The sequence below is a fragment of the Novipirellula methanifontis genome, from assembly GCF_052161655.1.
Lineage (GTDB): Bacteria > Planctomycetota > Planctomycetia > Pirellulales > Pirellulaceae > Novipirellula.
In genome coordinates this window covers 7,353,357-7,367,069 of record NZ_CP197418.1, presented here as the reverse complement: position 1 = coordinate 7,367,069, position 13,713 = coordinate 7,353,357, and the positions used below count along the sequence as shown (strand labels likewise).

The following is a 13,713-nucleotide window of genomic DNA, read 5'->3' as shown; positions in this document are numbered from 1 at the left end:
TATTGCAAGAGTTTTCTCAGCTTTTGCGATTGCTCTGTTTTTTGTACCCATCGCTATCGCTGCGGACGCGGTCACGCTGGAACTTTCCGCTGGCGATGATCACGAATTCCGCGGAGATTCCGTGGCAATAGCGACCGCCACGTGAAAGATAGCGGTTACTGAACAACAGCGGACACCGCGAGCTATCGCTCAGCGTGTGGTGTCGCGAAATGATTTCCCAACCCTGTGCAACGGGTACACAACTCACTTAACACCAAGGCGTTCACTCCGTGAGAATTTTTAACACACTCATCCTGATTACCTTCTCTTTTCTATCGACCGGTTTGTCGGCGGGAACTCTGGATCAAATCCCGCATTTAAAATCCTTGCCCGATTCGACAGCCGATCTGCAGCAGATGATCGACGATCGTGGTGGCAGCTTGCTGCTTGGAAAGGACGATGTGTTACGTATCACCGAACCGCTGGTGTTCGACTTGGCCAAGCACAAGGCGGTCTCCGTGAAAGCGGCGGGCGGGGTGACCATCGTCATGGATGGGCCAGGCCCCGCCTTGCGTTTTGTTGGTTCGCACGAAGGGACCGCGTCACCTGCGTCGTTTAAGCCAGCGACCTGGAACGAGCGAATGCCGATGGTTTCCGGGATTGAAATTCTGGGAAACCACGCGGAAGCTGACGGGATCGAACTCGTACAAACCGTTGGTGCGGTCGTCAGCGGTGTTTCCGTGCGATGGTGTCGCCACGGTATTCATCTGGTCAATCGTAACCGCAATGTCATCGTGTCCGATTGCCATCTGTACGAGAATTCCGGAGTCGGCGTTTATCTAGACGATGTGAATCTGCATCAGATCAATATCGGCACCTCGCACATTTCCTACAATCGACAAGGAGGGATCGTTGTTCGCGATGGCAATGTACGGAACTTACAAGTCTCTGGATGTGATATCGAAGGCAACATGCCAGCCGACGACACACCGACGACGGCAGCGAATATCCTGATCGACGTTTCCGGTTCACCCGACACGCGTGCGCAATCGATCGCCGAGATCGCCATCACAGGCTGTACGATTCAGCACTCGGCAAACTATAGCAAGGGCGAGAACAAGACGGTCGCGCCCGGCGGAGCCAATATCCGCTTGGCTGGCAAGAAGATTTATCCGATCGATTCCGTGACGATCTCGGGGAACATCCTCAGCGACACGACGACTAACATCGACATCGACTACGCACTGGACGTCGCCATCAACGCGAATAACTTTTTCGCACCGCAACCCGCTAATCTGCACGTCCGCAATTCACAGCGGGTCGTCGTTTCAGGCAACACGTTTAACCCGCGTCAGTTCGAACGGCCTGGCACGATTACGTTCGAGGACTGTGTCGATTGCATCATCGCAAATTCAACGCTACACCAGTTCGCAACGGACGCCGGAGCGTTGATTCTTAACCGCTGTAGTGGGTTCACGCTCAACGGACTCATTCTCAGCGATTGTGGCTCGGGTATTGTACTGAACAACACGACCGACACGACAATTTCGAGCTGCCGCGTCACACGCACGACGAACGGTTCGCTGGACATATCGATCAACGATAGCAACAAGAATATCGTGCTCGTTGGAAACGCCTTTGGTGGCGATGTCAAGATCGCGGCTGAGGCCACGGCTGCAGACTGAATCACCCCTTCGGGGATGAAAACGCGAACTTCACAACTCACGCGTCGGGTTACGAAATATCCGGGCTACTCGCGGCATATACCGCAACCTCAACCGGAACTAAGAAGCTAGGCAGGAGTCTTTCAGTTTATTAGCCGCTTTGGCGCTAGCCACGGTTCCGACATTCAACCGTGGCTAGCGCCAAAACGCAACGCTGTGAAGCATTTTGAGCACGTAAAAAGCGGGGTTTTCACCAAGCTCCGAATATGAAAAAAGCCAGATTCCCCCCAAACACTAACTGAAACACTTCAGTCAGAAAGGAATCTGGCCATGAGTCGCAAGAAGCAGACAAAACGTAGTAAGCAAAACCAACGTCGCAAACCTAACCGCCAATCTCGTCGCAAGAACAAGACGATCTTCAACGAGGTGTGTCGTTGGATTGTTCCCAAAGGTGAATTGTTTACCAAAGATACATTTCATGGCAATATCAAATGGATGCCCGAAGAATTGGCGATCCAGGCACTCATCTGGTCTTGGCAAAATGAGATAAACGTCACCGATGCCTTCGATCAGACGATGGAAATCTGTGAAGAGCTGGGGCTTCACTGCACCGCCAAAACCTACACGGCCTTCATGAACGCATTGGATCGCTACGAATCGCTGTTCACGACGCGGCTTCGCCAGAGACATCAGTCATTGGCCCAGGAAGTGGGCGGACGTTTTTGGAGGTCCGCTGACTGGGTACTGATCGGCTTCGATGGGTCACGCGTGACGGTCCCGCGAACGGCCGCCAATGAGAAAGCTTTTTGTGCACCCAACTATGGCCGCGGCGTGCGTGCCAAATACGGAAAGAAGAAGTCCAAGGGGATGCGACGGAAGCGGAACCAGAAGAACAAACCTCAGCCACAAGAACCACAAATCTGGGTCACGATGATGTGGCACATGAGCCTTCGTCTACCGTGGACTTGGCGTTTGGGGCCATCGAACTCAAGCGAACGAGGCCACGTCGTGGAGATGCTTAAGGAAGAGACTTTCCCGGAAAAGACACTGTTTTGTGGTGACGCGGGCTTCGTAGGTTATCCTCTGTGGAGTGCGATCCTGGCTGCCGGTGGTGACTTCCTTGTTCGTGTCGGAGCGAACGTGAAGTTGCTCAGCGAGCAGGCTGATATCAAGCAACTCGGTGGAGGTCGAGTCTTGTGTTGGCCCAAGGGGAGGATGGAATCTGGCGCCCCGCCGCTGAAGCTGCGTCTGGTGAAAGTGAAAGTTGGCAAGACGAAGATGTGGATGCTTACGAGCGTATTGAGCGCTCGTAAGCTGAGGCACAAGCAGCTCATTGGTTACTACAAAATGCGTTGGGGAATCGAAGTCGAATTCCGCGGCTTGAAACAAACCATTGACAAGCACAAACTACGTTGCCGCAACAGCGATCGGGCATTGGCGGAACTGGACTGGTCGATTCGCGCGATGGCGATTGCCGAACTGCTGGCGCTGCGAGAACAGATTCCCGAACAGCAAGACGTTCCCGAGCAAGTCGACTATGATCCGAAAAAACGAAGTTTGGCCAACACGATGCGTTGCTTGCGACGCTGCATGCGTCGCCTCGACAAATATTGCAGTGCGAGTGACAACATGCTGCACAGCCTGTCGCAAGCCCTCGTCCAGACCTATCAAGCGGGCACGGACAAGAAGGAGCGTTACCGTCCAAAGAACCCACACAAGAAACCGTTGGGCGATCCTGAAATAAGAAAACTGAACATGGAAGAACGTAAAAAACTCGCCGAATTCCATCAAAACCAAGCGGCCTAAAATACTTCACAGCGTTGGCCCAAACGGCTAACGGGATTGCACCCAATGATTCCTGCCTACCTGCTTAACGCCCTTCGGCCAATGTGAATTACAGCGAATCATTCTTGCCGATGCACTTAACACTGGAACACCCTTGATGACACAAGAAGAATGGAGATCAACTCGATGACCGAACCCAAGTATTTTTACCGGACCACGATTCTCGCCGCGGCAAAACGGTTTGCCGTCATGGCTGCTGCTGTACTACTCTGCGTGACGACCAGTTTTGGTCAGACGAACCCTGCTGCGATTAAAGCCGCGTTGGCGGAGCAGCCCAGTGTCGTCGAGGCGGCTTGGTGGGGCTTCGACGAAACGGAGTCGACCAAAGCACTCCAGGCCGCGATCGATTCAGGTGCCGACAAAGTCATCGTTTCCAATAGGGGTAAACCATGGATTGTGGACAAGATTGAACTCGCCAGCGACCAGGAGTTGTACTTTGAGAAGGACTGTGTTGTGCTCGCAAAACGAGGCGCATTCAAAGGCAAGAATGACAGCCTGTTTACAGCCAGGTTAAAGCAGAATGTCACGCTCAACGGTAACGGGGCAACGTTCCGGATGTGGAAGTCTGACTACCACACTGATGCGTACGCCCGTGCCGAGTGGCGACACTGCCTGAGCATTCTCAGTAGCAACAACGTGAAAGTCTACGGTCTCACGCTCGCCGACAGCGGCGGTGACGGAATCTATCTCGGCGTAGCCCAACGCGGTGTCACCAACAAAAACGTACATATCAAGGACGTGATCTGTGATGGCAATAACAGGCAGGGAATCAGCGTGATCAGCGCAGAGAACTTGTTGATCGAGGACTCCGTGCTCAAGAATACGTCTGGCACGGCGCCCCAGGCCGGGATCGACTTCGAACCCAATCATCCTGGCGAGAAGGTCGTCAACTGTGTGATGCGGAACTGTGTGGCCGAGAACAACGTCGGTCCCGCGTACGTGCTCTATCTGCGACCGCTTGATGGCACCTCAGCACCCATCTCTGTTCGCATCGAGGACTGTGTTTCTCGCGGCAGCAACGCAATCTCGGCGTCGATCACCACTGCCAACGGTGGCCCGAAAGGTCCGCCACTGGGGCAGATTGATTTCGTCGATTGCCGCTTCGAGGATACCGGTACCGCTGGCATCAGTGTGCGAGACTTGCCAGTGGACGCCTGCCGCGTGCGTTTTGAAAACTGTACGCTAGCGGATGCAAGTGACAAGCCGACGCGGGGCACGCCGATCGTTTTCACCGCTCGCGTGGGCAGTACCCAGGATGTGGGAGGCGTCGAGTTCGTGGATTGCAAACTGGTCGAACCGGTGGATCGGCCGCTAATGGCGTTTGAGGACTACGCCGGTGACCTGAAAGTCCTCGACGTCACAGGGACGCTCAAGGTGGTCCGCGATGGCACAGAGCAAGTGGTTCCGATCACCGAGCAACTGCTCGACGAACTGATGCCGACTCGCACGATGAAACGGATCCAACGCTACGATCTGACGGACACTCGCTTCGTGCCAGTCTTTCCCGATGCCACGCTGCCATCGACTAAACCGCAGCTTGCACGTCAGCGTAAGCACGGCGAGTACCTCATCTATGCCACGCAAGGTGACGCGGTGCAACTCCGCGTGCGGTACCTGAAGGTCGGCGGTTACGGCGGCAGTGACATGAAGATTCCGGTGCTGGATGAGGCCGGCAAACGCATCGCGACGCTGACAGCGCCCTTCCAGCAGGATACGCAGTGCAGCTTCACCGCGCCGGAGACTGGCACATTCAAACTGGTGTGCGACGCGGGAGGCAACAGCGTCCACGTCGACTCGCCGACACACCGACTGTGTTTGGTCGGGACAGACAACGCCATTTCGCTCATCAGCACCAGTGGCGACTTCTATTTCTGGGTGCCGGGCAGTGTGGCGGAGTTCGGTGTCAAAATCTATGGCGCTGGCGGGGAACGTGTCAACGCTGCGGTCTTCGACCCTGCGGGTACACAGGTATGGGTGAAGCAGAATATCGACATCCCAACGTTGTACGAAGGCAAACCTCGCACGGCCGGCAAGGACGAAGTTTGGCGAGTTCGGATCGGCAAACCCACCGATGGTGCGTTCGAGGATAATTACATCGAACTGCGCGGCGTGCCAAACGTGCTAGCGTACACTCCCGAGGCACTGCTGAAACCAAAATGATCGCCGCTAACTGGATAACCCCAGTTTGATGAGTCGTTCGGCTGGAGCGGTCGGCGATAATCGCCGACCGCCTGGTCGATACGATTGTACCTTATGCAATTTGCTATGCTATCGACTGCCACACTGCTTTGACCGGCCGATGATGCATCTTTCCAAAGGCGACTTGAATATGAAGCGACTTGTTTTCCTTTTTGCTTTTTATCTACTCAGCGGTGTCTCACTGGGATCGGAGCCACAGCCCAATATTGTTTTTGTGCTTGCCGATGATCTGGCGCAGGGAGATCTGGGTTGCTATGGCCAGAAATTGATCCAGACACCCAATCTCGATCGCATGGCAGCCGAGGGGACACGTTACACACAGGCTTACTCGGGTTCCAGCGTGTGCGCTCCCTCACGGGCTTCCCTGGTGACCGGGCTGGACATGGGGCACTGCCCCATTCGTGGGAATTATGAGTTGAGAACTGGATCCAAGTTCGGTGCCGGTCAACTTCCCCTGCCTGCCGCGACAGTAACCGTGGCTCAATTGCTGAAATCATCCGGCTACGCGACGGCCTGTATGGGCAAATGGGGGATGGGACAATTCGACACCACCGGCAGCCCGCACAAAAAGGGCTTTGATCATTTCTTTGGTTACAACGGCCAAGTTCACGCGCACAGCTATTTTCCAACCTACCTCCACGATGACGAATCACGCATCGAACTGCCAGAAAACAACGACAATGCTAAGAAAACTTATGCCGACAATCTGATTCAAAACGACATGCTCCGATGGGTTGGCCAGCAACGCTCGAAGCCTTTCTTTCTATTCTATGCCACCACGTTGCCGCATGGAAAATATGAAATCGATGACCTTGGCATCTACGCGAAGCAACAGGATTGGACAGAGAAAGAACGTGCTTACGCGGCGATGGTCACTCGGTTGGATACTGACATGGGACAGTTATTCAGCTTGTTAAAAGAAATGCAAGTCGACCAAAACACCTTGGTGATTTTTGCGGGAGACAACGGCTCCTCATTCGCCCCCGATTCAGCGATTGGAAAGCGATTTGATCAATCAATGGGCGGAACCTTGCGTGGCTTTAAACGTAGCATGTACGAAGGCGGTTTGCGTCAGCCAGCGATCGCGAGGTGGCCAGGCGTGGTGCCTGCCGGTCGTGTCAGCGATGAGCCCTGGGCATTTTGGGATTTCCTCCCTACTGCCGCTGAACTTGCCAACGCAAATTTGCCAGCTGACATTCACACTGACGGAGTCTCACTGGTTTCCTATCTGAAGGGTGGTAACGCGCCGGCTCGCGATTACTTTTACTGGGAACTTCATGAACGAGCACCCAAGCAGGCAATTCGATTTGGGACTTGGAAGGCGGTTCGCAACCGTATCGGCGCGTCGATTGAATTATACAATCTGGAATCAGACACCGCCGAAAGCGATGACGTGGCGAACCAGAACCCGGAATTGGTTGCCAAAGCGGAACAGCTGATGGACAAAGCTCGCGTTGAGAACGAGAATTTTCCGTGGGTTCCCAAGCGGTGACGAATGAAACAGCCTGCTGTGGTAAGCAGGTCAATATGAGTCATTCCAAATAATGAACTGAGCCGACGGCGCTAGCCGCGGAGAGCGTCAATATTGTAGGGAACTTGCCCGCGGCTAGCGCCGTCGGCTCACAGAATGATCGACGTTTCACCGTTAAATACCAAACGACCAGCTTAGCTGAACATGAACAATCAACATGACGTCCGACCTTCGCGACGTGCGGTATTGCAAAGCCTGGCTGTCGCCGGTTTGGTTGCTTCGGCGGACGGACGCTCGTTCGCCGCAGAGTCGAAAACTCAGGATTACTTGTTGGGGCTGCGCAAACGCGATGGTGGTTTTGGCTGGAGCGATCAATCTCGCTCCCACTTGGTCGCAACGCATGCAGTGGTTGGTTGCTGCGTCGCGCTGCAAATCCAACTGACCGACGTCAAGTCGCTTGCAGAGTTTGTACGACGGAAGCACCCAGCGGATCAGAAGCCGATCAAGCAGCGTTATCGAGAATTTGATTTGCAACAGATCGAGACACTGCAGTGGCTCGGTCAAGACACCTCGGATTTCCACAAGCAGGTTTCCCAGTGGAAAGCGCCGATTCCTTACGCAAGTCAATATGAGCAGAATGGCTATCCAATTTTTCGTAAACAGATTGCCACCCTACTTTGCCGAGAGAAGCTTGGACTGCCACATGATGACTTGGACAAACCGATGCGAGAGTATGTTCTCCAGCGCCGGCGTCCAAGTGGCAGCTTCAACAACACGCCGGGCGACGATGGAAGCGATGGTCATGTCGTCGCCACGTGGTGGGGACTGCAAGCGGCACTTTTGTTCGGCCTGGCCGACGAATTGCGAGAGACATTGGTTGCCTGGTTACAAGCGTGTCAGCAATCCGACGGGGGTTTCACCTGGCAACCGAACGCATCGATGTCGGCCGTCAGCACGGCGACTTACACCCACGCGGCCATGCGTTCACTGAAACTGCTCGATGCGAGGCCGATCGACGAGCCCGCCGCGATGGCGTTTCTGCTGAGCTTGAAGAATTCCGATGATGGTTTTGCCGAGAGACCCGGTTGGCTTTCCAACCCACTGTCGACTTATCACGTTGTTGATGCACTGGCCAGTTTGGAGAGCGTCGCGGCAGCAGATCAGCCGCCATCGAGAACGAATCGAACTTCGCGTTCTAGCAAGGCAATCCCGCTTCCCCAAAACTTAAAAATCTACTCCGCACAAATTCAGGCGCATGGAGCAGGCAGTCCGCGAGATGCCGTGATCCTAGCCAAACGACTCGGCATTCACCTGTGGGGTGCGAAAAACTCTAGCGCCCAATGGATGGCAGCAACGCAGCGGATAGCAGACCAAGACGGCGTGCCGGTTCAGTTCGTTGTTGCCAACGAAGAGTACGGGACTTGGATCCGAGTTCCAGGCGAAGGGACGTACAGCCACATGAGCGACATCATCGCGGAGGATCTAAACGCGGCGGCTGATTCTTTGGCAAGAGACAAAGTACTGACTTGGGAGGAGTTTCGAACGAGAAGATTGCAGCCGCTCGAGCAAGCGGGTGGGCGACTGATATGGCAGTTTGGCGAGAATGAAGATCTCGTGCGGTTGCTGCTGGATGACTCGTTGGACCGCCGGGGATTTGCTGCGATTAGCACATTTCATTTTGGCAATCCCGATTTCACAGACACGGAACCGTTCCTGCATCTTTACCGCGGACAAATTCCCTACATCGCGTTGCAAGACGCGCACGGCGCGCAGCCGTGGTGGTTTGCCGACATGACGACGGGGTTCCGTACTCTGTTTCTCGCTGAAGAACCTAGTTGGGAAGGTTGGCTCAAGGCGCTGAAGAACAACTGGACGGTCGCTGTTCGTCGCGATGCGAAAACCGATAACAAACTGATCATGCACTCGGGTTCCGAATCGCTCGAAAACTATGTCTTGCAACATCAAGACCAATGGAGTTGGTGGCTGGATTCGAAGATCAACAGACCGATGGTTTCTTTGGTTGTGATCGGTCCCGAGGACGTGCTTGAAACAGGCTGTCCATCGCAAGGGATTGCGATCCGCGTACGCTGCGCCTGGTCCAATACGACACAAGGATTGCTAATTGAGCCGCTGTCCAAGTTGCTGAGTCTTAGCGTGGATGGACAAGTTGTTGTGCCACGTGAAATTCGCAGCAATTCGAAGAATGGTAAACTGGATGACATCTATCATTTATACGAGATGCCTGATGTTACGGACGGTCAGCATCGCGCCGAAGCTCGCGTCCAGATCCTGTCGACGGGCGATCAAACGATCGAATCGATTGAGTTTTAATCGCTTACCCGACAGACAAACGCGGTAAGCAGTTAGGCAGGAATCATTGGGTGAAATCCCGTTAGCCGTTTGGGCGCTAGCCCCGGTTGAATGTCGGAACCGTGGCTAGCGCTGATCCGCTAAATCTTTGGTGTGGACATCGGATATTGGGGGAAGTTTTTCTTCCGGGCTATTCAGTAGTTACCTCTCCCGGCGAAGCTGGGAGAGGTCGAACGGGCCCTTTAGGCCTCGTTCGGGTGAGGGCCGACCGCGCTATCGGCGTGCAATTCCGGTGCAAACGGCGTTTTCGTCGCCATCGACTTGCTCGGTCAGCCCCCTCACCCGAACGTCGCTGAAGGCTCCGTTCGACCTCTCCCCCAACGAAGTTGGTGGAGAGGTGGCAGAAAAGTTGCGCAACCAAAACTCACGACAACACCATAGTTTCAGCGGACCAGGCTAACGCCAAAGCGGCTAATATACGTAAAGACTCCTGCCTAGCTGCTTAGGACTTCGTTTGGTGCCACCCACTTACCGTTGGACCGAACTCGCTATCAAGCAAAATTCGCGACAAGGCGAAGTAGAACGATAAAACCGAACATTGAACCGCGAGTCCTGACCATGAAATACTTTCTTTTCGCGATACTGTCCTGTCTGCTTCTTTCCACGGCTCAAGCGGAGCCGATCTTTGTCGAGGCAGAGAGCTTCGTGTCGGCGACCGACGGCTGGCAAGTGGCGAAGAATCAACAGACCCGGGCGGCGTCACGATTGCACTCTTTCCACGGTGCCACGGGAGATCCACTCGGCACGGCTCGCAAGCCGATCGAAATCGAACAGCCAGGCAACTATCGAGTCTGGGTTCGTTATCTGCACCACGAACGTTTTCGCGGTCCGTTTCAGCTCGCTGTGGTTCATGGCGACAAGTCGACGGCGAAAGACGTTGATTTGGAACCAAAGCCGGACGCGAAGAGTTGGGCGTATGTGTGGGATTATGTCGATGTGAAGTTGCCGGCGGGCACCGTGGAACTGGAGTTGACCAAATTCGAACAGAAGAACTGTTCAAGTTACGTGCGGCACGTCGATTGCTTCCTACTCACCACCGACAAAACGCTGGTTCCCGACCACTTGCCCCATGGCGAACAAACGTTTCTGCGAGTGACGTTGGGCGAGGTCTACGACGAGCCCGCGTACGTTCACATCTTTGCGGATCATTATCGTGCGCCCTGGTATCAACACTTTCATCTTTCCAAAGCAGGTGCGCAGCAGGGGTTGCAGCCCAAGAATGGCGATCAGATGCTGGGCGGCGAACAGACTCCGTGGTGCAACATCACACCGATGCTGTACCAGGACAGCGGTGCGATCCTGAACATCAGCGTGCGGCACACCTATCATCAACGCGCCGCACAATTACAGGCCCGGTTCGAGTTCGCCACCGCAGCGGACGAACAATCGATCGTGCGAACAATGGACGTGGAGAGTGTTCCCAACGGGCTGGTCGTTGTCGTGCCGCCGGACCTGACAACCGCCGAGCATCTCAGTCGATTAAAGCGGGACGCCGACTTCGCGGAAGCCACCGGCCGAATTGCAGATGCCTTTGATTGGCCTGAGTTCGGCAGCAAGCCGCAGCGGATCCCATTCTTCGTCAGTGCGACGGTCGGTGGTTACGGCACCCAGGTGGACCAATCGGTAAGCGATCGCGAATGGAAAACGCTGGATTACTTCGGCTTCAGCAATCGCAGTCGCTCTCACATTGGCGGCGTCTGGCACATGCTAAATCGCTCCTACTGCCGTCCCGATATTGAACGAATGAAAGAGCACGCCGCCGCGCAGGCCGCCGCATATCGTGACAGCGGCAAGTCAATCGACGACATCGTCTACTGCATGCTGATGGATGAACCGGCGGGCCAGTCAGCCGCGTTCATGGCCCAAGACGAAGCCTACGGGACCGCCTTTCGTGAGTGGCTGAAAAAACGGGGCAAGTCACCAGCCGATCTGCTGGTGTCTAGCTGGGATGAAGTTAAGCCGGTACCTGAGGACCAACGCGACGAATTTCCAGCCCTGCATTACTTCACTCAGCGGTTTCGCACCCGAGCGTTGGGTGTCTTCATGGCGACTCAGCGCGGCATCTTGGAGCAGGCCTACGGTCGCTCGCTGCCGACTCTGGTCAATTTCAGCGACGGCGCGACCTATCATGCAAACATGTATGGACAGGGCGTGGACTATTTCGAACTGCTCGACGATGACGATCAGAATGCGATTTGGAGCGAAGACTGGGCCAACGGGGCATCCAGTTATCAATGCGGCGCCTACAACGTCGACCTGATGCGTGCTGCCGCGCGTGAGCGAGGTCAATTGTTGGGACATTATTTGGTGGCTCATGCGGGACGCAAATCCTGGGACATCAAACTCAAAGCCGCGAGTGAAACGGCGAGAGGTGTTCGCATCTGGAAGAATTTCTCCTATGGTGTCAGCTGGGGCAATCACGAAGGCGGACCGGCGTGGAAGAGCCACACCTGGTATTCCAAGCCCGAGACGTGGCGTGCCAACGCCGAAGTCGTTCGAGAAATTGGGGGCGCTGAGGATCTGCTGCGGTCGGCAACTGCCGCGCCGGCGGAAGTCGCCATTCTGTATTCTTCGTCCTCGGACGCCTGGACAAGCAACCGAAATCACGCGTTCGGTTTCCACCGCATGCATACTTGGATGGCACTGGCTCATGCACAGGTTCCCGTCGATTTCGTGGGCGAACGACAGGTCGAACGCGGCGGATTGGAAGACTATAAAGTCTGTTACGTCGACGGCCCGAATCTGACGCGTGAAGCGGCACAACGGTTAAGCGAGTGGGTTGCTGCAGGCGGCGTTGTCTATCTGTCGGCGGGGGCCGCTAGTCGTGACGAGTACAATCGTCCGTTGGAAGTCTTCGATTCGCAGTTACCTGCCGAACGCGACACCCTGGAAACACTTCAGCCCTTCTTGAATTCCGGCAGCTACGTCCATGTTTTGCAACCGCGAGACCGTGTCGTGGCCGATGGTGTGACGCTGGACGTTCTTTCGGTGCGCCAGCACCAGACGCCGCGCGAAGGCAGCGATGTGCTGGCGAAATTCAAAGACGGATCGGCTGCGATCGTGCGGTCGAACGTTGGCACCGGAATGATCTATTCGGTGGGCTTTCTGCCGGCGCTGGACTACATCCGGCAGGCTGTCGTCGCGCGACGCGAAATGCAGATATCGCGAACCAACGACGAAGACGCGGCGGCCAACCGCACGGCGGAACCAACGCCAACCCTTTCGATCGATGTTCCCAAACAATCGACGATTGCCAATTCAACGGCCGACACTCGCCTGGACCGATCGTACAATCCCTGGCAATTTCCGGCCGAAGTCCGCGAACTGATTCTGCAGCCCGTTCGTGCCGCAGGCGTCGATCCTGCACTAACGTGCAATATCCCGCTAGTCGACGCGGTTTTGCTGCATGCCGAAAGCGGAGCGGTCATCCCGGTCGCAAACTACACGCTCAAGCCAATCGACAATGTTGAATTCCGCCTCCGCAGCCCACGACCGATTGCTCGGATTGAGTCGATCCATCACGGCGTCATTGCCTTCGAGTCAGGCGAAAAAGGAATCGTCCGGTTCTCGTTGCCGTTGGACGCCAGCGACTACATTAAAGTTTATTATTGATGGGTGCGTCTTCTCGATCACGCGCTCCAGCCCAACTTCGTCAACGATTTTTAGGATGCAAACTGCAGCATTTGCGTTTTGTAGCTGCGCTCGCCAGAGCGTGGATTGTTGGCCCGCAATGCGAATCACCACTTTCTGGCGAAGGTAAGGAGATAGGCAGGAGTCTTTCGGTATATTAGCCGTTTGGGCGCTAGCCCCGGTTCTGTGGTGACGAAACCGGGGCTAGCGCCCAAGCGACTAACGGGATTTCACCCAATCATTCCTGCCTAACTGCTTAGCTACCAGGAAACCGTTCACGGCGTTACTGCCGCCATGCGACGATGCAGCAGTGACGAGGACACTCGAAAGCTTCGCTCAGATGCGATTCGCTGTGGGCAAAGCAGGCTGGATGTCAAAGAGAATCCACTCGGCCTGCCCATGAACCGCATTTGGCATCAGCAATTCCAGCATTTTCCTTGGCTATGCCGCGGAAATGGCAGGATTGACACAATGTTTCCGTCTCGTATTTTGATTCCGTTGGCGATCCTGGCGAAATTGGACCAGTCTGCAGTGCAAGTCGGTGCTGGGCTAAGC

Annotated in this window: 7 protein-coding genes; 6 read left to right on the top strand and 1 reads right to left on the bottom strand. The window is 55.2% G+C overall.

The features are described 5' to 3' along the window. Window positions 1–16: 16 nt before the first annotated feature. Window positions 17–247: a hypothetical protein gene (locus SH528x_RS26590; RefSeq protein ID WP_442506471.1), complete on the bottom strand. Its 231-nt coding sequence runs from the start codon at window positions 245–247 to the stop codon at window positions 17–19. 22 nt (window positions 248–269) lie between these two features. On the opposite strand from SH528x_RS26590, the gene SH528x_RS26585 reads away from it, so the two are divergent. The 6 genes from SH528x_RS26585 (at window position 270) to SH528x_RS26560 (ending at window position 13,140) form a co-directional block, all read left to right on the top strand. Continuing rightward, a complete protein-coding gene (locus SH528x_RS26585; protein WP_442506470.1) occupies window positions 270–1,664 on the top strand; it encodes a NosD domain-containing protein in 1,395 nt (464 codons plus the stop codon). A 309-nt stretch (window positions 1,665–1,973) separates the two neighbouring features. Beyond that, on the top strand, window positions 1,974–3,449 hold the full coding sequence (locus tag SH528x_RS26580) for a transposase (RefSeq protein ID WP_442506469.1): 1,476 nt from the start codon (window positions 1,974–1,976) through the stop codon (window positions 3,447–3,449). Between the two features lie 165 nt (window positions 3,450–3,614). Beyond that, window positions 3,615–5,648, top strand: a complete 2,034-nt coding sequence (locus SH528x_RS26575; protein ID WP_442506468.1) for a right-handed parallel beta-helix repeat-containing protein — start codon at window positions 3,615–3,617, stop codon at window positions 5,646–5,648. Between the two features lie 169 nt (window positions 5,649–5,817). Further along, window positions 5,818–7,179 carry an arylsulfatase gene (locus SH528x_RS26570; protein ID WP_442506467.1) on the top strand — a complete coding sequence of 454 codons (1,362 nt, stop codon included), beginning with the start codon at window positions 5,818–5,820 and terminating at the stop codon, window positions 7,177–7,179. Between the two features lie 183 nt (window positions 7,180–7,362). Then, window positions 7,363–9,489 (top strand): prenyltransferase/squalene oxidase repeat-containing protein, encoded by a 2,127-nt coding sequence (locus SH528x_RS26565; protein ID WP_442506466.1) that lies wholly within the window; start codon window positions 7,363–7,365, stop codon window positions 9,487–9,489. A 597-nt stretch (window positions 9,490–10,086) separates the two neighbouring features. Continuing rightward, entirely contained in the window at window positions 10,087–13,140 is a 3,054-nt protein-coding gene (locus SH528x_RS26560; protein WP_442506465.1) for a beta-galactosidase trimerization domain-containing protein, read from the top strand. Window positions 13,141–13,713: the final 573 nt, after the last annotated feature.

What these genes read in the sequence shown, in the direction of transcription:
- SH528x_RS26575 (WP_442506468.1), top strand. Translation starts at nt 3,615, where the DNA reads ATGACCGAACCCAAGTATTTTTACCGGACCACGATTCTCGCCGCGGCA.
- SH528x_RS26560 (WP_442506465.1), top strand. Translation starts at nt 10,087, where the DNA reads ATGAAATACTTTCTTTTCGCGATACTGTCCTGTCTGCTTCTTTCCACG.
- SH528x_RS26580 (WP_442506469.1), top strand. Translation starts at nt 1,974, where the DNA reads ATGAGTCGCAAGAAGCAGACAAAACGTAGTAAGCAAAACCAACGTCGC.
- SH528x_RS26565 (WP_442506466.1), top strand. Translation starts at nt 7,363, where the DNA reads ATGAACAATCAACATGACGTCCGACCTTCGCGACGTGCGGTATTGCAA.
- SH528x_RS26570 (WP_442506467.1), top strand. Translation starts at nt 5,818, where the DNA reads ATGAAGCGACTTGTTTTCCTTTTTGCTTTTTATCTACTCAGCGGTGTC.